19 protein-coding genes are annotated in these 20,942 nt (G+C 61.4%); 3 read left to right on the forward strand and 16 right to left on the reverse strand.

Annotated features, from left to right (window positions below):
• Nucleotides 1–52: 52 nt before the first annotated feature.
• From PSH86_RS01500 to PSH86_RS01550, 11 genes are all read right to left on the reverse strand, one after another.
• Nucleotides 53–697, reverse strand: a complete 645-nt coding sequence (locus tag PSH86_RS01500) for a methionine ABC transporter permease (RefSeq protein ID WP_025211262.1) — start codon at nt 695–697, stop codon at nt 53–55.
• Nucleotides 687–1,811, reverse strand: a complete 1,125-nt coding sequence (locus tag PSH86_RS01505; RefSeq protein ID WP_116833930.1) for a methionine ABC transporter ATP-binding protein — start codon at nt 1,809–1,811, stop codon at nt 687–689. The genes PSH86_RS01500 and PSH86_RS01505 overlap by 11 nt, the downstream gene beginning before the upstream one ends.
• Before the next feature lie 2 nt (nt 1,812–1,813).
• A complete protein-coding gene (locus PSH86_RS01510; RefSeq protein WP_109751901.1) occupies nt 1,814–2,623 on the reverse strand; it encodes a MetQ/NlpA family ABC transporter substrate-binding protein in 810 nt (269 codons plus the stop codon).
• 40 nt (nt 2,624–2,663) lie between these two features.
• Nucleotides 2,664–4,022, reverse strand: coding sequence for an LLM class flavin-dependent oxidoreductase (locus PSH86_RS01515; RefSeq protein WP_109751902.1), 1,359 nt, complete (start codon nt 4,020–4,022; stop codon nt 2,664–2,666).
• Nucleotides 4,022–5,215 (reverse strand): SfnB family sulfur acquisition oxidoreductase, encoded by a 1,194-nt coding sequence (locus PSH86_RS01520; protein WP_305487309.1) that lies wholly within the window; start codon nt 5,213–5,215, stop codon nt 4,022–4,024. The genes PSH86_RS01515 and PSH86_RS01520 overlap by 1 nt, the downstream gene beginning before the upstream one ends.
• Before the next feature lie 23 nt (nt 5,216–5,238).
• The gene (locus tag PSH86_RS01525) at nt 5,239–6,480 is read right to left on the reverse strand and encodes an SfnB family sulfur acquisition oxidoreductase (RefSeq protein ID WP_109751904.1); all 1,242 of its coding nucleotides are present in this window, start codon (nt 6,478–6,480) and stop codon (nt 5,239–5,241) included.
• Nucleotides 6,481–6,848: 368 nt separating this feature from the next.
• Entirely contained in the window at nt 6,849–7,616 is a 768-nt protein-coding gene (locus tag PSH86_RS01530; protein ID WP_109751905.1) for a hypothetical protein, read from the reverse strand.
• Between the two features lie 501 nt (nt 7,617–8,117).
• The gene (gene tcyN / locus PSH86_RS01535; RefSeq protein ID WP_109751906.1) at nt 8,118–8,879 is read right to left on the reverse strand and encodes an L-cystine ABC transporter ATP-binding protein TcyN; all 762 of its coding nucleotides are present in this window, start codon (nt 8,877–8,879) and stop codon (nt 8,118–8,120) included.
• A gap of 3 nt (nt 8,880–8,882) precedes the next feature.
• The gene (gene tcyL / locus PSH86_RS01540) at nt 8,883–9,548 is read right to left on the reverse strand and encodes a cystine ABC transporter permease (RefSeq protein WP_305487316.1); all 666 of its coding nucleotides are present in this window, start codon (nt 9,546–9,548) and stop codon (nt 8,883–8,885) included.
• Entirely contained in the window at nt 9,548–10,342 is a 795-nt protein-coding gene (gene tcyJ / locus PSH86_RS01545; RefSeq protein ID WP_109751908.1) for a cystine ABC transporter substrate-binding protein, read from the reverse strand. The genes tcyL and tcyJ overlap by 1 nt, the downstream gene beginning before the upstream one ends.
• Before the next feature lie 303 nt (nt 10,343–10,645).
• On the reverse strand, nt 10,646–11,644 hold the full coding sequence (locus PSH86_RS01550; RefSeq protein WP_109751909.1) for a D-cysteine desulfhydrase: 999 nt from the start codon (nt 11,642–11,644) through the stop codon (nt 10,646–10,648).
• 410 nt (nt 11,645–12,054) lie between these two features.
• Here PSH86_RS01550 and betT point away from each other — a divergent pair, with 410 nt between their 5' ends.
• Entirely contained in the window at nt 12,055–14,016 is a 1,962-nt protein-coding gene (gene betT / locus PSH86_RS01555) for a choline transporter BetT (RefSeq protein ID WP_162893935.1), read from the forward strand.
• A 153-nt stretch (nt 14,017–14,169) separates the two neighbouring features.
• On the opposite strand, the gene PSH86_RS01560 is transcribed toward betT, so the two are convergent.
• On the reverse strand, nt 14,170–14,910 hold the full coding sequence (locus PSH86_RS01560; protein WP_116833935.1) for an SDR family oxidoreductase: 741 nt from the start codon (nt 14,908–14,910) through the stop codon (nt 14,170–14,172).
• A gap of 131 nt (nt 14,911–15,041) precedes the next feature.
• Here PSH86_RS01560 and PSH86_RS01565 point away from each other — a divergent pair, with 131 nt between their 5' ends.
• Complete coding sequence (locus tag PSH86_RS01565) at nt 15,042–15,932, forward strand: LysR family transcriptional regulator (RefSeq protein WP_305487321.1); 891 nt, start codon at nt 15,042–15,044, stop codon at nt 15,930–15,932.
• A gap of 206 nt (nt 15,933–16,138) precedes the next feature.
• Entirely contained in the window at nt 16,139–17,176 is a 1,038-nt protein-coding gene (gene mgrA, locus PSH86_RS01570) for an L-glyceraldehyde 3-phosphate reductase (RefSeq protein WP_305487324.1), read from the forward strand.
• A 186-nt stretch (nt 17,177–17,362) separates the two neighbouring features.
• Here the strand turns inward: mgrA and tauD are convergent, their stop codons facing one another.
• Genes tauD through tauA form a run of 4 tightly spaced genes read right to left on the reverse strand, consistent with a single transcriptional unit; the run spans nt 17,363 to nt 20,889 of the window.
• Complete coding sequence (tauD, locus tag PSH86_RS01575; RefSeq protein WP_305487327.1) at nt 17,363–18,205, reverse strand: taurine dioxygenase; 843 nt, start codon at nt 18,203–18,205, stop codon at nt 17,363–17,365.
• A 51-nt stretch (nt 18,206–18,256) separates the two neighbouring features.
• On the reverse strand, nt 18,257–19,096 hold the full coding sequence (gene tauC, locus PSH86_RS01580) for a taurine ABC transporter permease TauC (protein WP_109751915.1): 840 nt from the start codon (nt 19,094–19,096) through the stop codon (nt 18,257–18,259).
• Complete coding sequence (gene tauB / locus PSH86_RS01585) at nt 19,096–19,890, reverse strand: taurine ABC transporter ATP-binding subunit (RefSeq protein WP_109751916.1); 795 nt, start codon at nt 19,888–19,890, stop codon at nt 19,096–19,098. Before tauB ends, tauC begins: the two co-directional genes overlap by 1 nt.
• Before the next feature lie 21 nt (nt 19,891–19,911).
• A complete protein-coding gene (gene tauA / locus PSH86_RS01590) occupies nt 19,912–20,889 on the reverse strand; it encodes a taurine ABC transporter substrate-binding protein (protein WP_116833939.1) in 978 nt (325 codons plus the stop codon).
• Between the last annotated feature and the right edge of the window lie 53 nt (nt 20,890–20,942).

Here is a 20,942-nt window from a genome sequence, read left to right on the forward strand (position 1 = left end):
ATACTGCTATCGCGAGCAAGCTTTGCTCCCACAGGTCAACTGCTCCCATAGGTCAGCGTTTGTTCAGACCCCGCGCCAGGCGGTCTCCGCCCAGTTGAATCACCGCCACCAACGCCACCAGCAACACGATCACCGTGAGCATGATCTGGCTGTCGAAGCGTTGGTAGCCATAGCGGTAGGCGATGTCGCCCAAGCCGCCGGCACCGATGGCCCCGGCCATGGCCGAAGAGTTGATCATGGTCACAAGGGTGATGGTGAAGCCGCCGACGATGCCCGGCAGGGCTTCGGGCAGCAGCACATGCCAGACGATGTGCCAACGGCGGCAACCCATGGCCTGGGCGGCTTCGATCAAGCCATGATCGACCTCGCGCAGGCTGACTTCGGCGATGCGGGCAAAGAACGGCGTGGCGGCGATGGTCAGCGGCACGACTGCTGCCCAGACACCGTAGGTGGTGCCGACGATCAGCCGGGTGAACGGGATCAACGCCACCATCAGAATCAGGAACGGTATCGAGCGGAACAGGTTCACGAACGCGCCCAAGGCGCGGTTCAAGGCTGGCGCTTCATAGATCCCGCCCTTGCCGCTGGTGACCAGGATCACCGCCAGCGGTATGCCCGCCAGCAGCGCGATCAGCGACGACACGCCAACCATCAGGAACGTGTCGATGAAACCCTGCAACAACCGATCAAACCACATAGCCCAGCACCTCCACCCGTTGCGCCCAATTGCCCGCACGTTGACGCAATTCCTCGGCGCCCCACGACGAACCGCTCACGGCCAGCAGCAATTGCCCCAGCCCATGGCCCTGAATGCGCTCGATGCCGCCGTGCAGCAGCCGCACCCGGCCACCAAGGGCGCTGAACAGAGCGGCGAGATCCGCTTCATCGCGACCCGCGCCGGTGAATTGCAGGCGCAGCACGGTAGCGGCATCCGCCGACGCCGGCTGCGCTTGCAGGCGGCTTTGCAGTTCCTCCGGTATGGCGTGTTGCAAGGGCGCCAGCAGCGTTCGACTGACCTCGTGCTGCGGGTTGCCAAACACTTCCCAGACCGGCCCCTGCTCGACGATCCGCCCCTGCTCGAGCACCACCACCCGGTCGCAGACTTCGCGAATCACCGCCATTTCATGGGTGATCAAGACGATGGTCAGGCCCAAGCGCTGGTTGATCTCGCGCAGCAGGCCGAGGATCGATTGGGTGGTCTCCGGGTCCAGGGCCGAAGTGGCTTCGTCGCACAACAGGATCTGCGGGTCATGCACCAGCGCCCGGGCAATGCCGACCCGCTGCTTCTGCCCGCCGGAGAGTTGCGCCGGGTAGGCCTTGTGCTTGCCTTGCAGGCCGACCAGTTCCAGCAACTCGCGGACTTTGCGCTGGCGCTGCTCCTTGGGTACACCTGCGACTTTCAGGGGCAATTCGACGTTCTGCCACACGGTCTTGGCCGACATCAGGTTGAAGTGCTGGAAGATCATGCCGATGCGTCGACGCAGTTCCACCAAGCGGTCTTCATCGAACTCGCCGATGTCCACCTGATCGATCAATACCCGGCCGCTGGTGGGTTGTTCGAGCCGGTTGATGGTGCGGATCAACGAGGACTTGCCGGCACCGCTACGACCGATGATGCCGAATACTTCGCCGCGCTGGATCGCCAGGTCGATGCCTTGCAGTGCGGCCACCGGACCCTGGGCGCCGTTGTAGGTCTTGCCCAGACCGATGAAGCGCACGTGGGCACGGTTCAGCTCTGGATGCAGTTCAGTCTGTTCGGCACTGTGGGGCGTGGGGGCTTCCTGTCGAAGTCGCGCGTTGACGGCGTTCATGGTCAGCCTTCCCAACCGGCTTGGTAGAGCTTGCCGTGGGCCTTGTCCAGGGCGGCGCGCACGACAGGCGAGTGCTGATAGATATCGACGAACTTGGCCAGCCGCGGGTCGTTCTTGCTCTTGGGTTGGATCACGAACTGGATCACGTATTCCTTGTGATCGAGGCCGTCGAACAGCAAGGCTGACGTGGCATCGAAGGTTTTCGCCAAACGGATGTAGGCCGGGTAGCCCTGTACCAGGTCGGCATCTTCATAGGCGCGCACCAGTTGCACGGCTTCGACCTGGAGGATCTTGAGCTTCTTCGGGTTGGCCACGATGTCGTCTTCGGTGGCCTTGTAACCGACACCGGGCTTGAGAGTGATCAGCCCGGCCTTGGCCAGCAGTTGCAGGCCGCGCCCGCTGTTGATCGGATCGTTGGCAATGGCCACGCTCGCGCCTTCGGGCAACTCATCAAAGCTTTTGTATTTTTTCGAATAGAGGCCGACGTTGTTGATGATCCCCGGGGCAAAGGGCACCAGGTCGAACCCGGCGGCGGCCTTGGCGTTTTCCAGGAACGGGATGTGCTGGAAGTAATTCACGTCGATATCGCCGGACGCCAGGCTGACGTTGGGCGCGATCCAGTCGCTGAACTCCACCAACTCGACCTTCAGGCCTTGCTTGCCGGCTTCTTCCACGGCGGCTTCCAGGGGAATGGCGAACGCAGCGGTGGTGCCGATTTTCAACGGTGCATCGGCGGCGAACAGCGCCGAGCTGAACAGGCCGAGGGCCAGGGCCAGTGCTTTGACTGGCAGGGTCAGGAGTTGCTTGGTCATGTCGGATATTCCAGTCATTTTAGAAGAGCTCTTCAGGGGCTCAGTGCCGGTAGGTCGAGCCGGTATGTTGCTTGGGTAAATAGGCCTCTGCCTGAAACAGCTTTTCACGCAAGGTGCCGTTGTCGTATTCGGTCTTGTACGAACCGCGTCGCTGCAGCTCGGGAATCACCAGGTCGATGAAGTCCACATAGCTTTGCGGCGTGACGATGCGGGTCAGGTTGAAACCATCGAGGCCGGTTTCGGCGATCCACGACTCCAGTTCGTCGGCCACCTGCTCGGGCGAGCCCACCACGGTGATGTAGCGACCACCGAGGGCGTGTTGCTCCAGCAATTTGCGTCGGGTCCAATCGTTGTTTTGCAGAGTCTTGGTGGCAGACTGGATGGCATTGCTCTTCACGTACTGGATCGGCTCGTCCAGTTCGTACTGGGAAAAATCGATCCCCGTCGACGCGGAAAAATGCGCCACCCCGGCCTCGGCGCTGGCGTAGCCCAGGTACTCGGCATGCTTGGCCCAGGCGGCCGCTTCGGTCTGGCCGACAATCACGTTAAGACCCATGAACACCTTGATGTCCTCGGGGTTGCGCCCGGCTTCGACGGCGCTGGCGCGGACCTTGTCCACCTGGACCTTGGTCGCCGGTTTGTTCTGACCGCTGATGAACACGCACTCGGCATGCCGCCCGGCGAATAGCAGGCCGCGCTCGGAACTGCCGGCCTGGAACAATACCGGCGTGCGCTGGGGCGACGGTTCGCACAGGTGATAACCCTCGACCTGATAGAACTCACCCTGGTGCCGGACCTTGTGCACTTTTTCCGGCCGGGCATAAATCCGCTGCTCACGGTCGTTGAGCACGGCGTCGTTTTCCCAACTGCCCTCCCACAGTTTGTAGAGCACTTGCAGGTATTCGTCGGCCTGGTCGTAGCGGCGGTCATGCTCGACCTGGGCAGTCAGGCCCATGGCTTTGGCGGCGCTGTCCAGGTAACCGGTGACAATGTTCCAGCCGACCCGGCCGCGACTCAGGTGATCGAGGGTGCTCATGCGGCGGGCAAACAGGTAGGGCGGTTCGTAGGTCAGGTTGGCGGTCAGGCCGAAGCCGAGGTTTTTCGTCACGGCGGCCATCGCCGACACCAGTAGCAACGGGTCATTGACCGGCAGCTGGATCGACTCTTTCAGGGTGACGTCCACCGACTGTTGGTACACGTCGTAGACCCCGACGATATCGGCGATAAACAGCCCGTCGAACAATCCGCGTTCGAGTAACTGCGCCAGGGCGGTCCAGTATTCGATCGTGTTGAACTGGGTCGAGGTGTCCTGGGGATGGGTCCACAGGCCGTGATTGATGTGCCCGATGCAGTTCATGTTGAACGCGTTGAGCAGGATTTTTTTCTTGCCGTGGGCCATCAAATGGTCCCCCGCAGCGGCGGTTTTTCATCGTTGAGGTAGAAGTTGCCGACCCCGTGGTATTTCCAGCGCACCGGGTCATGCAGGGTGTGCACTCGGGCGTTGCGCCAGTGGCGATCCAGGCCATGTTCGGCCAGGGTCGCCTGGCTGCCGGCCAGTTCGAACAGCGTGCTGCCAGCGGCGAGGGAAATCTCGGTGCTGATGGCCCGGGCTTCGGCCACGGCAATCGAGGCGGCGGCGACTGTGTCGGCCTGGGTGTCGGCCTGGGCCCGGTCGAGAAACTCACCGGCTCGCTCCAGCAGGGCTTCGGCGGCGTGCAGGCGGATGCTCAGTTGGCCGAAGCTCTTGAGCGTGTGCGGGTCTTCGGTGGCGATGTCGCTGGTAGCGTCGATCCATGGGCGGGTTTTGTTGCGGACAAAGTACAAGGCGTCTTCATAGGCGGCGCGGGCGATGCCGGTGTCGATGGCAGCGTGAAGAATCTGCGCCAGGGGGCCCACCGGTGTCGGGCGTTCGAAGGCGCTCTGGAACGGCACGATGTCTTCGGCGGCGACGGGGACGTCTTCGAACACCACCGAGCCGCTGCCCGTGGTGCGCTGGCCGAACCCCGTCCAGTCGTCGATTACCGTCAGGCCTTTGCTGTCGCGAGGGACAAACGCCAGTTGTTGCACGCCGTTTTCATCCACCACCGACGTGGGGATGCGCTGGGCGTAGATCGCCCCCGTGGCGTAGAACTTGCGGCCGTTGATGCGATAACCCTTGCCGTCGCGGCGCAGTTGAGTGATGCGGTCGTGGGCGGTCTTGGTACCGAGCTCCGCCAACGCATTGCCAAAGCGTTGGCCGGCCAGTACTTCGGCATACAGGCGTTGTTTTTGCGCTTCGCTGCCGTTTACCCGTAGCACTTCCAGGGCGTAGAAATGATTTTGTGGAATCTGCCCGAGAGAGCCGTCAGCCTGAGAGATCAAGGCAATCACTTTGGCCAGGGTGACGTTGGACACACCGGCGCCGCCGTAGGCCTTGGGCACACTGATGCCCCACAGGCCGGAGCGGGAGAACGCCTCCAGTTCCGGGTGCGGCAAGCGACGCTCGCGGTCGCGCAGGGCGCTGTCGCGCTTGAAGTCATCGGCCAGGTCGCTGGCCACGATCAGGGCTTGTTCATCGCTGGTGATCACCGCGACGTGTTGAGAAAACGTCATGTACTGCTCCAGAGGTCGGGTCGTCAGATCCAGGAATGCCGGGCCGGCAAGGTGCCGTTCAGGTGGTAGGCGCCTACGGCGTGATACTTCCAGCGCACTGGGTCGTGCAGGGTGTGCACTCGGGCGTTACGCCAGTGGCGGTCGAGATTGAATTCGGCGAGGGTGGCGCGACTGCCGGCCAGCTCGAAGAGTTTTTCGCTGGCTTGCAGGGCGATCTCGGTGGTGAGCACCTTGGCCTCGGCCACGGCAATCGAAGCGCGGGCAGCCGATTGCGCGGTGATGGGCGCGGCGCTAACCTGGTCCAGCACTTGTCCGGCCTTGCGCAGTAGCGCTTCGGCGGCGTGCAATTCGATTTTTAGCTTGCCGATGTCGGCGATCACGTAAAGGTCGTCACTGGCGCGGTCGACCTTGGCGTCGATCCATGGCCGGGCGCGTTCACGCACGAAGGCGATGGCATCGTCGATGGCGCCACGGGCAATGCCTGCATCGATGGCGGCCTGGATCAGTTGGGAAATCGCGCCTTGCACGCCAGGCGTTTCGTTGATCCGCCAGTTGTCCAGGACCAACTCGGCATCTACCCGCACATTGTTCAGCAGCACGGTGCCGCTGGCGGTGGTGCGCTGGCCGAACCCCGACCAATCGTCGACGATCCGCAGGCCCGGGGTGCCGCGCCGCACGAACGCCAATACTTGGCGACCCTCGTCATTCAGCGCCTTGACGGCCACCCAATGGGCAAACAGCGCACCGGTGGAGTAGAACTTCTGGCCATTGATGACGAAGCTGTCACCGTCGGCGGTGATCCGTGCCTTCAGCTCAAGGGTATTGCGAACACCTCGTTCCGGTCCGGCGTTGCCGATGCGCCAGCCTTCGAGGACGCTCTGCAGAAGAATTTTTTTCTGCCGTTCGGTGCCCGTGCCGAGAATCAGCTGGAGCACGCCGAACTGGTTCTGTGGAATCTGTCCGAGGGCCGGATCGGCAGCGGAGATGATTGCGAATACATCGGCCAGGGTGACGAACGAGACCTGGGGACCGCCGTACGCCCGGGGAACGGCGATGCTACCCAGTCCGCTGCGGGTGAATTGCTCGATTTCTGCCCAGGGCAGCTTGCGTTGCTGGTCACGTCGCGCGGCTTGCTGGCGGGCGACCTGGGCCAGCTCATGAGCGGCCTTGATGGCCTCGGCATCGTTGCGCAGTACTTGGGCAGGCAACAACAGCGGTGCGATGTCCTGGTCGCTCTGGACCTTTGCTTGGGCCAAATCCGACATTACAGCCACTCCGTGGCTGCGGGCAGTGCCGGGGCGTACTGCACTGGGGTGATTGTGTTCCGTACCATTACCCACCTCACATCTTTAGAAACGCCGCGATGAATGCGGCGAGCGAAAATCAAGAATGTCCGGTGGTCCGGTATATATACCCTAAGCGTGTATAAATTATTTTTGAACTAACTTTTAGGAATATCAATAGAGGGCTTTTGCCGTGTGATGTTGTGGCGAGGGATTTATCCCCGTTGGGCTGCGGAGCGGCCCCAAAGCAGGCAACCCAGCAACCTGATGCACCGGGATTGCAGATTTGGGGGCCGCTTCGCAGCCCCGCGGGGATGAATCCCCTCGCCACAAAAGCTTCCTCAGAGAGTTCACGTTCTGCGGCGCGGCTCGGCAGCCATGAGGGTCTCTTTCGCCGGGCTTTTCAGATAAGGATTGGCGCAACCGATCTTCAACGTTCGCGGTGGTGCCCACAGGGAGTTGTTGCCTACGCGGTCGAGGATGCAATAGGTCACTTCCAGCCGCAGGTCTTCGCCGGCCTCGAGAATGATCTGCGGCGGCACCCAGATATGGATGGGCAGGCCGACCTCGTCCGGTGTGACCGGGGGCAGGTCCATGCGCACATCGCCCCAGCGCAGGGTGACCGCATCGCCGGCGGCCATGTTCAGGTAGGGTTCGATCGTCAGCGGTACGCCGCGCTTGATCTGGTTGGGGTTGACCCCTTGGCGGCGGATGGCGCCGGGAATATGCACCGGCGCCAGTCCCTGGTTTTCATCGCCGCTAAGGGTTGATGGTTGGCCGCCGGGGCAGTCGAGCTTCGCCTGCACTTGTTGCCTGGCGGACAGTGCCGGCCCGCGCCCGACCTGCATCACGCGATAGTGGATGTGCGAGGTGCCGTTGACGACGAAGCTCTCCGGTACCCGCAGCGTGATACTGCCTTGCAGGTCTGCTTGGGACAGTTGGCGAGAGCCGACGTAGCAGTTGTCCCAGAACAGCTCGATCAGGTCGCCGACGTCCATGCCGGGATAGGGGGCTATGGCGACTTCCAGGTGAGCGGCGCTGGCGATGTTGATGCCGGTGGGATGGGCATTGGCCAGGGTCGGCGCGGACAGTTCAGCAAGATTCGACATACTTGTCATGGTGTTCTCCTTGATACTTGAAAACGAAGTCCGTTTGGGAAGATCAAAGGCAATGGATAATCGAGACATATTTCATTTTGCGCAGTCGTGGAGGCTGACTGCAGTTAGTCACTGCGCAGAAATAAAATAATGTGCATCGCCTGTGGTTTCCTAGATAAGGGTTCAAAAGTTTCAGTGTCAATAGAGGCACTTGCTTAATAATTAATTGTGCGAGGCTTCAGAAGTTTCCTACGGGCTGGCGTTAATAATGCCGGGCATCAAACAACCTTTTCCTCGGCTTGGGCCTTGTAATGGAAACCTGGTAAAAGCCGGGTGGATAAGGCGGAGGTGTAGGCTTGGGGGAGGGAAGTGTAACGAGGGGTTATAGCGCGCATGAAACAAACAGTGTTTTAAATTGGCGAGAAATTGCCGGTTGTTTTGTCGTGAATAAAGTTCAGGTGTTGTGCTGGCCACATTGCAGTTACATCACGTCCTTCCCTGGAAGTGATGTCGTTTTATAACTTACTGCGAGTGCTGGCTGGACGAGAGGAATTTGCTGAGGAACTGTCGAGTGCGTTCTTCCTTGGGCGCTGCAAACAAGGCCTTGGCTTCGCCTTGTTCGACGATCACGCCTTTATCGAAAAACACCACGCGGTTGGCGACATCCCGGGCGAAGCCCATTTCGTGGGTCACGATGACCATGGTGCGTTTTTCTTCGGCCAGGCCGCGAATGGTTGCCAGGACTTCGCCCACCAATTCCGGATCGAGGGCTGAGGTTGGCTCGTCGAACAGGATCACCTCCGGTTCCATCGCCAACGCCCGGGCAATCGCCACGCGCTGTTGCTGACCGCCGGAAAGGCGCCGAGGGTAGGCGTCTTCCTTGCCAGACAGGCCGACCTTGGCCAACAGTTTACGGCCCAGTGCTTCGGCTTCTGCGCGCGGGGTCTTTTTCACTACCAGCGGACCCTCGATCACGTTCTCCAGCGCGGTGCGATGGGGGAACAGATTGAAGTTCTGGAACACAAAACCCACCTGCTGGCGCAAACGACGCACCAGATTCTGCTGCTGGTTCAACGGACGGCTGCCATCGATCTCGATGTCGCCGACCTTGATCCGGCCACTGCTGGGTTCTTCGAGGAAGTTCAGGCAGCGCAGGAAAGTGGTCTTGCCCGAACCACTGGGGCCAATGATCGCCACCACTTCACCCTCTTCGACTTGCAGGTCGATGCCGTTGAGCACCACCTGACCCTTGAACTGCTTTGTCAGTTTTTCCACGACAATCATGGGTCAGGACTCCTGGTCATGCCGATTGACCCGGGCTTCCAGGACGTTCTGCAGGTGCGAGAGCACGCTCGCCAGAATCCAATAGATCAGCGCGGCGGCGAGGTACATGGTGAAGATTTCGAAGGTTCGCGCGGTGATCAACTGCGCCTGGCGGAACAGCTCCGGAACCTGGATGGTCGCCGCCAACGCGGTGTCCTTGACCAGGGAAATGAAGCTGTTGCCCAGCGGCGGCAGGGCCGTGCGTGCGGCTTGTGGCAGGATGGCCCGGCGCAGGGTCTGGGCGCGGGTCATGCCGATACTCGCCGCCGCTTCCCACTGGCCGCGCTCGATGGAGCTGATGGCGGCCCGCAGGATTTCACAGGCATAGGCGGCCATGTTCAGCGAGAAGCCGATCAGGGCCGCCGGCAGCGGATCCAGTTCGACACCCAGTTGCGGTAACCCGTAATAGATCACGAACAACTGCACCAGCAGCGGCGTGCCGCGAAAGAACGACACGTAGATGCGGGCGATCCAGTTCACCAGTTTGAAGCGCGACAGGCGCATCAACGCCAGGCCGAACCCCAGCAGCAGGCCGAAAAACATCCCGCCCAGGCTGAGGATGATCGTGTAATACGCGCCCTTGAGCAGGAAGGGCGCGGAGTCCAGCGCGAGTTGAAAAGCCTCTTCCATTATTGAGTGACGTCAGCGCTGAAGTATTTTTCCGAGAGCTTTTTCAGCGTGCCATCGGCGCGGAGTTTGTCGATGGCCTTGTTCACTGCATCCAGCAGTTCAGGCTCGCCTTTGCGCAGGGCAATACCGGCTTCCTGGCGGGAGAACGCTTCGCCGGCGGCGGCAGTGTCCTTGGCTTTCTTGGCATATTCGAGCGCGGCGAGGCGGTCGATCAGGATGGCGTCGATACGGCCAACGCGCAGGTCCTGGAATTTGGTCGGGTCATCTTCGTAGGTACGTACGTCAGCGCCGGGGACGTTGGCTTTCACCCATTGTTCGTAGTTGGTGCCCAGGCCTACGCCGACTTTCTTGCCTGCCAGGTCGGCGGCGGTCTTGATGGTGTCTTTGTTCTTGGTCAGGGTCAGCGCCTGAATCCCGGAAACGGTATACGGCGTGGAGAAGTCATACTTTTTCTTGCGTTCTTCGGAGATGGTCACCTGGTTGATCACCGCGTCCAGGCGCTTGGATTCCAGTGCCGCGAGGATGCCGTCCCATTTGGTCGGCTGCAGCTTGACCTTCACCCCCAGTTCCTTGGCCAGGGCTTCGGAAAACTCCACCTCGAAACCGGCCAGCTTGCCGTCGGCGTCGACGAAACTGAACGGTGGGTAAGTGCCTTCCAGGCCGACGTTGATTACGCCTGCGTCCTTGATTTTTTGCAGTTGCTCACCGGCAACCGCTTGCCCCAACAGGCCGGCGCTCAATGCCAGGCCCAGCGAACCTACCAACAGGTTGCGACGTAATGCGGAAAAATTCATGACAAGCCCCTGTGTTTTCTTATGAAGAGGTTATTTTGGCTGAGATAAGGCGTAGCCGCGATCCGAAAAGATTGCCACATCCTGCCTTAAAGCAGCCTGGGCGTCTCGCGGCAAATGCGCCTGTGGCGAGACTATAGGGTGGCCGTTATAGATTCTAAAATAATATTAAATCAAGCATATATGCTTATTTGGAATGAGTGCCTGTGGGAACGAGCTTGCTCGCGATGGCGGTGGATCAGTCGAAATTTATTCCGCTGAAACACTGCCATCGCGAGCAGGCTCGCTCCCACATTGGGAACTTCACTAAGCCTGGAACGCCGCGTTATAGGCAAACAACGCGGGCGCACCGCCGGTATGCAGGAAGATGATCGGGCCGTCGTCGAAGCGGTCGCGGCCAATGCCGTCGAGCAGGCCGGCCATGGCCTTGCCGGTGTAGACCGGATCCAGCAACAGGCCTTCCTGGCTGGCCAGCAGCTTGACCGCCGCCAGGGTCCCGGCGTTTGGCTCACCGTAGCGGGGCGCGAAGTACTCATCCCACAGGTTCACTTTGAAAGCCTCGGGAAGGGCCACGTCCAGCAACTGGGCGGTGCGTTCGGCCAAACCCTGGACCTTTGGAAACTGGTCCTCCTCGCTACGTGAAACCGTGACGCCAATGACCGGAAGCGTCGGCAGGCTTTCACTCAACCCCAGCGCCAGGCCGCTGTGGGTGCCGGCACTGCCCGAGGCCAGTACCACGGCGGCGAACTCGATCCCGGTGTCCTTGATCTGCTCGGCCAGTTCCAGGCCGGCGCGCACGTACCCCAACGCGCCCAAGGCGTTCGAACCACCAATCGGCACCAGGTAGGGTTTTTTCCCGTTGCTGCGCAGGCGACCGGCCAGGGCCTGGAGCTGCTCATCGGCGTTGTCCAGGTTTTCCACCAGCTCGACCTTGGTGTCGAACAGCTCCAGCAGCAATCGGTTGCCGTTGCCCAGGTAATTGCTGTCCTCGGTGCCGATGGGGTTTTCCAGCAGGGCCACGCAACCCAGGCCCAGCTTCGCGGCCAGGGCGGCGGTCTGGCGTACATGGTTGGACTGGATCGCGCCGGCGGTAATAAGGGTGTCGGCGCCCTGGGCGATTGCATCGGCGGCCAGGTATTCGAGCTTGCGCAGTTTGTTGCCGCCCAAGGCCAGGGGCGTCAGGTCGTCGCGCTTGATATAGATGTCCCGGCCGAGCCAGGTGGAGAGGCGCTCGAGTTTTTCCAGCGGTGTCGGATGGCCGAGCAGGTCGAGACGGTTAAAGCGAGACAACTGTTGTTTGATCATGGGGTCCGTACTGGTTGTAGGCGATGTCTGGACTATAGGCACGCCGATATTCATGGGCAACCGGCAATCGTTTGTCGGGGCGTAAACGGGGGAGGGGACGCAAATGGATGAACACCAAAAAACCCACAGGGTCTGTATTTGCAAGGGCATCTGTGAACGAATGCTCTCCAGGCAACGTCATACCCTTCCGTAGGCTAGCGTAGGAAACGTGCCGTCGAGCCTTGCGATTAGTCCTTAGCTACCTATTCATGTTTAACTTGAACGCTCATTCAAGTTAAACCGTCGGTTTGCTGCCCGCTCACAACAGGAGGCTTGCCTTTGCCGAGTCCGTTTTCGACCGCCATCCTTTCGCTTTCCGGAGTGCACTGCCCATGAGTGCCTCGTCCCTCCCACCCAGCGGCCTGGTCCGCATGAACCCGCCGGTGTTTTATTTCGCGGCGACTTTCATCCTGTTGTTCGGCCTGGTGGTGATTGCCGTGCCGGAGCAGGCCGGTGCCTGGCTGCTGGCGGCGCAGAACTGGGCGGCCAATACGGTCGGCTGGTATTACATGCTGGCGATGACGCTGTATCTGGTCTTCGTGGTGGTCACCGCCTTGTCCGGCTACGGCAAGATCAAGCTCGGTGCCGACCACGACGAACCCGAATTCAGTTACCTGTCCTGGGCTGGCATGCTGTTCGCCGCCGGCATCAGCATCACGCTATTTTTCTTCTGCGTCTCCGAGCCGTTGACCCACTTGGTGCAGCCGCCCCAGGGCGAGGCCGGTACCGCTGACGCGGCGCGCCAGGCCATGCAGATTCTGTTTCTGCACTGGGGCCTGCACGGTTGGGGCGTGTTCGCCTTCGTCGGCATGGCCCTGGCGTACTTCGCCTATCGGCACAATTTGCCTCTGGCCCTGCGTTCGGCGTTGTACCCGCTGATCGGCAAGCGCATCAACGGCCCCATCGGCTATGCGGTGGACGGTTTCGGCATCATCGCCACGGTGTTCGGTCTCGGCGCGGACATGGGCTTCGGGGTATTGCACCTGAATTCAGGGCTCGATTACCTGTTCGGTGTCGCCCACACCCAATGGATTCAAGTCGGCCTGATCGTGCTGATGATGGGCGCGGCGATCATCGTCGCGGTGGCCGGTGTCGACAAAGGCGTGCGGGTCATGTCCGACATCAACATGTTGTTGGCCTGTGCGTTGCTGTTGTTTGTGCTGTTTGCCGGGCCCACCCAGCATTTGCTCAACACCTTGATCCAGAACATCGGCGATTACCTCGGTGCCTTGCCGATGAAGAGCTTCGACCTGTACGCCTATGACAAACCCAGCGACTGGCTGGGCGGTTGGACGGTGTTCTACTGGGCCTGGTGGATCGCCTGGTCGCCGTTCGTGGGGCTGTTCATCGCGCGGATTTCCCGTGGTCGCACCATCCGCGAATTCGTGTTTGGTGTGCTGCTGATTCCCCTGGGGTTCACCCTGGCGTGGATGTCGATCTTTGGCAACAGCGCCATCGACCAAGTGCTGAACCACGGCATGAGCGCCCTGGGCATGTCGGCCCTGGAAAATCCATCGATGAGCCTTTACCTGCTGCTGGAAACCTACCCGTGGAGCAAGACTGTCATCGCGGTCACGGTGTTCATCAGCTTCGTGTTCTTTGTCACGTCCGCCGACTCCGGTACCGTGGTGCTGTCGACGTTGTCGGCCAAGGGCGGCAACCCTGATGAGGACGGGCCGAAATGGCTGCGAGTGTTCTGGGGCGCGATGACCGCCCTGGTGACCAGTGCGTTGCTGTTCTCCGGCAGTATCGATGCCTTGAAGTCGGCGGTGGTGCTGACTTCCTTGCCGTTCTCGCTGATTCTGCTGTTGATGATGTGGGGCCTGCACAAGGCGTTCTACCTGGAATCCCAGAAGCAGATCGCGCAATTGCATTCCCTGGCGCCGGTATCTGGATCGCGCCGGGGCACGGGCGGCTGGCGCCAGCGGTTGAGCCAGGCGGTACATTTCCCGTCTCGGGATGAGGTGTACCGTTTCCTCGACACCACGGTACGTCCGGCCATTGAAGAAGTGACCGCGGTGTTCGTCGAGAAGGGCCTGACGGTGGTGACCCAGCCAGACCCGGCCAATGACAGCGTCAGCCTGGAGATCGGTCACGGCGAGCAACATCCGTTCATTTACCAGGTGCAGATGCGCGGCTACTTCACGCCATCCTTCGCTCGCGGTGGCATGGGCTCGAAGGAACTCAACAACCGTCGTTACTACCGTGCCGAAGTACACCTGAGCGAAGGCAGCCAGGATTACGACCTGGTGGGCTACACCAAGGAGCAGGTGATCAACGACATTCTCGACCAGTACGAGCGGCACCTGCAGTTCCTGCATCTGGTGCGCTGATCGAAGCCCAAGGATAAAGGTAGCCGAGCAGATCTTCATCTGCACCGCTCTGGCCCCATCGCGAGCAGGCTCGCTCCCACAGGTTTAAGTGATTGCCTTGTGGGAGCGAGCCTGCTCTCGATGGCGGTGTGGCTGGCGACGGAGAATAAAGCCTCAGACCAGGCCGCCGTTGGCCCGCAAGATTTGCCCGTTCACCCAGCCAGCGGCGGGGCTGACCAGGAACGCGATGATGCTGGCGATGTCTTCCGGCTGGCCGAGGCGTTCCAAGGGCGGCATCTTGGCGTAGTTCTGGATCTGCTCCTCGCTCTTGCCATGCATGAACAGTTCAGTGGCGACCGGGCCGGGGGCCACGGCATTGACCGTGATCTGGCGGCCGCGCAGTTCCTTGGCGAACACCTGGGTCAGGGATTCCACCGCCGCCTTACTGGCGATGTACACCGAGTAGCCGGGCAGGTTCAGGCCAACGGTGCTGCTGGAAAAATTCACGATCCGGCCACCGTCGTTCAGGCGGGTCGCGGCTTCGCGCAGGGTATTGAAGGTGCCACGGGTGTTGATGGCGAACGTCTGCTCGAACAGCTCGTCGCTGTGCTGCGCCAGGGGCATCACCTGGAGGATGCCGGCGTTGTTGATCAACACATCGACCTTGCCCAGTTGCGCTTCGGTTTCATCGAACATCCGGCGGACATCCGCGGCAGAAGACACGTCTGCCTTGATCGCTATGGCCTGGTGGCCGGCCTGGCGCAACTGCACCACCAATTTGGACGCCTCGCTGGCGCTGTTGGCGTAATTGATGACGACGGCAAAACCTTCGCTGGCCAGTTGCTTGGCGATTTCGGCGCCGATGCCGCGGGAGGCGCCGGTCACGATGGCAACTTTCGAGTTTTGAACAGTCATGTGAGGGTTCCTTTGAGAGTGAGGGGTTGTGATTCGTTGCAGCCAGATTCACATGTTTACTCTTGGCGATAAATGCACGAGAGTTGCCTTGACTGTTCAATTTTTTTCAACAATCAGCGCGCGGGATTCAAATGGACCAGGTCAAGGCGATGAGGGTATTTGTCCGCATATACGAACGCAGCAGCTTCACCCTGGCCGCTGAAGACTTGAACATGCCCCGGGCCACGCTGACCCACACGCTCAATCAATTCGAAGCCTGGCTGGGCGTGCGTTTGCTGGAGCGCAGCACTCGCAAGGTGCGCCCGACCCTCGACGGCGAAGCCTACTACCCGCGCTGCGTGCAATTGCTGGCGGAACTCGAAGAAGCCGAGCTGGCGTTTCGCGGCGTGGCGCCCAAGGGCAAACTCAGAGTAGACCTGCATGGCACTCAGGCCAGGTATTTCGTGATCCCGGCGTTGCCGCAATTCATGGCCCGCTACCCCGAAATAGAACTGTTTATCAGCGAGGCGGATCGTTTCGTCGACCTGATTGCCGAGGGCGTCGATTGCGTGTTGCGCTCCGGTGCGCTGACGGACTCGTCATTGATTGGCCGACGTGTCGCCAACCTTCGGCAGATCACCTGTGCCAGCCCCGGTTACCTGCGCCAGAACGGCGAACCGAAAAGCCTCGATGACTTGAAACATCACCGGGCGGTGAATTACGTCTCGCGGACCACCGGCAAGCTCTATCCGTTCGAGTTCATGGTCGATGGCGAACTCAAGGAGGTGCCGATCGGGGGGACGTTGTCGGTGTCCGGTGCCGAAATCTACGCCGCCTCGGCCATTGCCGGCCTGGGCTTGATCCAATGCCCGTATTACCGAATGCAAGAGCCGATCCGGCAGGGCCTGATGCAGGAAGTCCTCCCCGCCACCCCACCACCGTCCATGCCGGTCTCGGTGCTTTATCCGCACAACCGACTCATGTCGCCACGGGTGCGGGTGTTCGTGGATTGGGTGGCGGAGGTGTTTGCGCAGGCGCGTTAGTGTGCCCTCCGATTTCCTGGCACTGCCAAACCCTGTGGGAGCGGGCTTGCTCGCGAATGCGTCGGCAAATTCGAAATTTGTGCTGACTGACACACCGCTTTCGCGAGCAAGCCCGCTCCCACACCTGATATGCGAACTTTCAGCCTGACCGAGGCGTCTGTGAAATGTTAGCTTGTGCCACAAGCGTGCGAACAGAGAGCCTTTCGATGACCTACACCGCTGCCGAAAACCGTTACGAGTCCATTCCTTACCGCCGCGTCGGTCGCAGTGGGCTGGTGCTGCCAGCGCTGTCGCTGGGGTTGTGGCACAACTTTGGTGACAGTACGCCCATCGACACCCAGCGCGCCCTGCTGCGCACGGCGTTCGACCTGGGTATCAACCACTTCGACCTGGCGAACAACTACGGCCCGCCGTACGGCAGCGCCGAGATCAATTTCGGTCGACTGCTGCGCGAAGACTTCAAGCAGTACCGCGATGAATTGATCATCTCCAGCAAGGCCGGTTGGGACATGTGGCCGGGGCCTTACGGCCAGGGCGGTGGCTCGCGCAAATACGTGCTCGCCAGCCTGGACCAGAGCCTGCAACGCCTGGGGCTCGACTACGTGGATATCTTCTATTCCCACCGCTTTGACCCCGATACGCCACTGGAAGAAACCGCCAGTGCGCTGGCCACCGCAGTGCAGCAGGGCAAGGCGTTGTACATTGGCATCTCCTCGTATTCCGGGGTGAAGACCCGGGAAATGGCGGCGCTGCTCAAGGAGTGGAAAGTCCCGCTGCTGATCCACCAGCCGGCCTACAACCTGCTCAACCGCTGGGTGGAGAAAGACCTGCTGGACGCCACCGACGAACTGGGTACCGGTGTGATCGCCTTCACGCCACTGGCCCAGGGCCTGCTGACCGACAAGTACCTCAAGGGCGTTCCGGCCGATGCGCGGGTGAACCGTCCGGGCGGCGGCTCGTTGCAGGCTTCGCACCTGTCGGAGGAGAACATCGCCCACGTGTGCGCGCTCAATGAGATCGCCCAGCGGCGCGGGCAGAGCCTGGCGCAAATGGCCCTGGCCTGGACCCTGCGTGATCCCCGGGTCACCTCCGCCCTGATCGGCGCCAGCCGTCCGGAGCAAATCATCGAGAACGTCGGGGCACTGAAGAACCTGAGCTTTAGCGCCGAAGAACTGGCCGAAATCGACCGGTTTGCCCAGGAAGGCGGGATCAATCTTTGGGAGAAACCTTCGTCGGCGGAGTAACCACCTCTGCAAGTACGGTGAACACAAAACCCTGTGGCGAGGGGATTTATCCCCGCTGGGCTGCGAAGCAACCCCAAACCTGAGCACGCGGTGTATCAGGTGGAATCGAGTTATCTGTTTTGGGGCTGCTGTGCAGCCCAGCGGGGATAAATCCCCTCGCCACAAGAGCAATTCAGATTCAGTGCCTTACTTGAAAAACGGCACATCCCCCAACACCGTCGCCCGGTGCATCACCCGCCGGGCCGGGCGATAGTCGTCCACGGCGAAATGCTGGGTGACGCGGTTGTCCCAGAACGCCACGTCGTTGACCTGCCAACGCCAGCGCAGGGTGAATTCCGGGCGGGTGGCGTGGGCGAACAGCAGTTTCAGGATCACCTCGCTTTCGCTTTCCGATAGCTCGTTGATCCTTGTCGTGAAGCCTTCATTGACGAACAGCGACCGACGCCCACTCACCGGGTGGGTGCGGATCACCGGATGGGACAGCGGCGGGTTTTTCCGCCGTGCTTCTTCCCAGCGCGCCAGGTCTTCGGCGCTGTTGCCAAAACGCTCCAAGGGAAACGAGCGGCTGAAGTCGTGGGTCGCCGTCAGGCCTTCCAGTAAGCGTTTCAACGGCGCCGACAAGGCTTCGTAAGCCGCGATGCCACTGGCCCACAACGTATCGCCGCCAAACGCCGGCAGCAGTTTGGCGCTGAGCACCGCGCCCATCGCGGGCGTCGGGAGAAAGGTCACGTCGGTGTGCCACACGGCGTTGTCGCGAACATCGGTGACGGCAGTGTCGAGCACCAGGACTTGCGGCTGCTCCGGTATGTTGGGGTAGATCGGATGAATGTGCAGGTCGCCAAAATATCCGGCGAATCGCGCTTGCTGCGTCGGCTCGATGGGCTGGTCGCGAAAGAACAGCACCTGATGCTCAAGCAGGGCCTGCTCGATGACGTCGCGATGTTCCGGGCTCAAGGGCTGGCTGATGTCGATCCCGCTGATCTGCGCGCCGAGGGCGATGCTCAAAGGAGTAATGGTCGGGCGGCTCATTGTCGTGTTCTCGCAGTGGGGGCGCCGAATGGTCGGCGTGGTCATTGGCTATCAATGGGTCTGGCCGTGCCACGGCACCAGTTTGCGTTGCAGGGCGCGCAAGCCCATTTCCATGGCGAAGGCGATCAGTGCGATCACCAGGATCCCCAGCACCACCACATCGGTGACCAGGAACTGCGCCGCTGACTGAACCATGAACCCCAGGCCACTGGTGGCGGCAATCAGCTCGGCGGCCACCAGGGTCGACCAACCCACGCCCAGGCCAATGCGAATGCCGGTGAGAATGTCCGGCAAGGCACTGGGCACGATCACATGGCGAATCAACTGGGCCCGCGTGGCGCCCAACGATTGTGCCGCGCGCAACTTGGCCCGGTCGACGGTGCGCACACCCGTGGCGGTGGCGATGGCGATCGGGGCGAAGATCGCCAGGTAGATCAACAGCACTTTCGACAACTCACCGATGCCGCACCAGATCACGATCAACGGCAGGTAGGCTAACGGTGGAATTGGCCGGTAGAACTCGATCAACGGATCGAGCACGCCGCGCGCGATGCGGTTGGCACCAATGGCGATGCCTACCGGCACCGCCGTCAGTACCGCGAACAACAGGCCCAGGCCGATGCGTTCAAGGCTGGCGGCCAAGTGTTGCCAGAGGGTGGAGTCCATGTAGCCGCTGGTCGCAAGCAGCCAGCCCTTTTGCAGCACGGCAGACGGCGAGGGCAGGAACAGCGGTTCGATCAGGCCACTGGCCGTGACGGCCCACCAGACCGCCAGCAGTGCGATCAGGGTCAAGCCGCTGATCCAACGTGTGCTCAGGTTGGGGCTCGGGCCGATGGCCGAGCGCTGGGGCGCCGCGTCACTGACCACGGCTGGAATTTCGTAGCTGCTCATCATGCGCTCTCCTGTGGTCGAGTGGCGCTGCGTTGGGCGAACACCTTGGCGAGTACATGCTCGCGGGTTTCGATAAAGCGCGGGTCGGACTTGATCGATCGCGCCGACTCCCCGGCCCCATAGCGCTGGCCGAAATCCAGGCTCAGGCGCTCGACGACTTGCCCCGGGTTTGGCGCCAACAGGATCAAGTCGGTAGCGAGGAACACGGCCTCTTCAATGTCATGGGTAATCAGGAACACCGGCTTGGCGGTGCGCTGCCAGACTTGTAGCAACAGTTCCTGCATCTGCTCGCGGGTGAAAGCGTCCAGCGCGCCGAAAGGCTCGTCCATCAACAGCACGCGCGGGTCGGCCGCCAATGCCCGGGCCAGGCCAACACGCTGCTTCTGGCCGCCGGAGAGCTGCCAGACGCGGCGTTGCTCGAAACCGGCCAGGTCCACCAGGGCAAGCATTTCCCGGGCCCGGGCTTCGCGCTTTTGCTTGGCAACCCCGGCCAGTTCCAGGCCGAACCCAACGTTGGCCAGCACGTCCTGCCAAGGCAGCAGCGCATCGTCCTGGAACACCACGCCGCGTTCGGCACTCGGCCCCTTGACCGGTACGCCGTCCAGGGTGATCTGCCCGGCGCTGGGTTCGACGAACCCGGCAATCAGGTTCAACAGCGAAGTCTTGCCACTGCCGGACGGGCCGAGGGCAACCAGCAGTTGCCGGGGCCCCAGGGTCAGGGAAATATCCGCCAGCACAGGTTCCGCCGCGCCGGGGTACTGTGCGCTGATGCGCTCCAGCTGTAGCAAGGCCATCGCGTGTCTCCCTTTTTCCAATCAGCGAGTGATGTATTTGGCGCTGACGTAAGGCGCGTAGTCCGGCAGCACGGCTTCGACCTTGCCTTGTTCTTTCAGGAACGCCGCGGTGTCGGTGATGGCTTGGGTGGTTGGTGCGCCGAGGCTCACGACCTGATCGGCCGCCAGGGGAAAGACGTTGCCTTGCAGCAATAGCGGAATGTCGCTGGCCTTGGCGCCGGAGAGCTTCACCAGTTTGTCGACGTTGGACGCATCGGCCAGCCAGGCTTGTGGATCCTTGCGGTACTGGGCGTAGGCATCCAGGGTGACTTTGGCGAAAGCGGTGACGATTTCAGGATGCTTCTGGGCGAAGTCCTTGCGCACGATCCAGGCGTCGAAGGTCGGTGCGCCGAACTTGGCCAGTTCCGCGGATGTGATCAATACCTTGCCGTTCTCCTTGGCCACGCCCAGGGCTGGATCCCAGACGTAGGTGGCGTCGATGTCGCCGCGCTTCCAGGCGGCGATGATGGCCGGTGGCGCGAGGTTGAGGACGGTGACTTTCGACGGGTCGATGTTCCAGTGCTTCAACGCGGCGAGCAGGCTGTAATGGCCGGTGGAGACGAACGGCACGGCGATCTTCTTGCCGATCAGGTCTTGTGGGGTTTTGATCCCGGAACCGTCGCGAACCACCAAGGCCTCGGCGGCGCCGATCTGGGTGGCGATGAGGAAGGTTTCCACCGGGACCTTGCGGGTGATGGCCGCGGTCAACGGGCTGGAGCCGAGGTAGCCAATCTGCACGTCGCCCGAGGCGATGGCGGTGATGACATCGGCACCGTTGTCGAACTTGCGCCAGTCGATCTTGGCTTGGGTGGCTTTTTCATAGGCGCCATCGGCCTGGGCGACTTTGGCCGGGTCGACGGTGGTCTGGTAGGCAACGGTCAGGTCAGCTGCCTGGGCAAAAAAACTGGTGACGGCCAGGGAGGCGGCCGCGAGAAGGCGAAGGGGGAAACGCAAAGTCATGGGAAAGCTCCTCAACAGGCCGCCGGATGTTCGGCGTTGGAGGAGACTAAATG

Origin of the sequence: Pseudomonas sp. FP2300, assembly GCF_030687595.1 — a bacterium.
In the GTDB taxonomy this organism is placed as follows: domain Bacteria; phylum Pseudomonadota; class Gammaproteobacteria; order Pseudomonadales; family Pseudomonadaceae; genus Aquipseudomonas; species Aquipseudomonas bijieensis.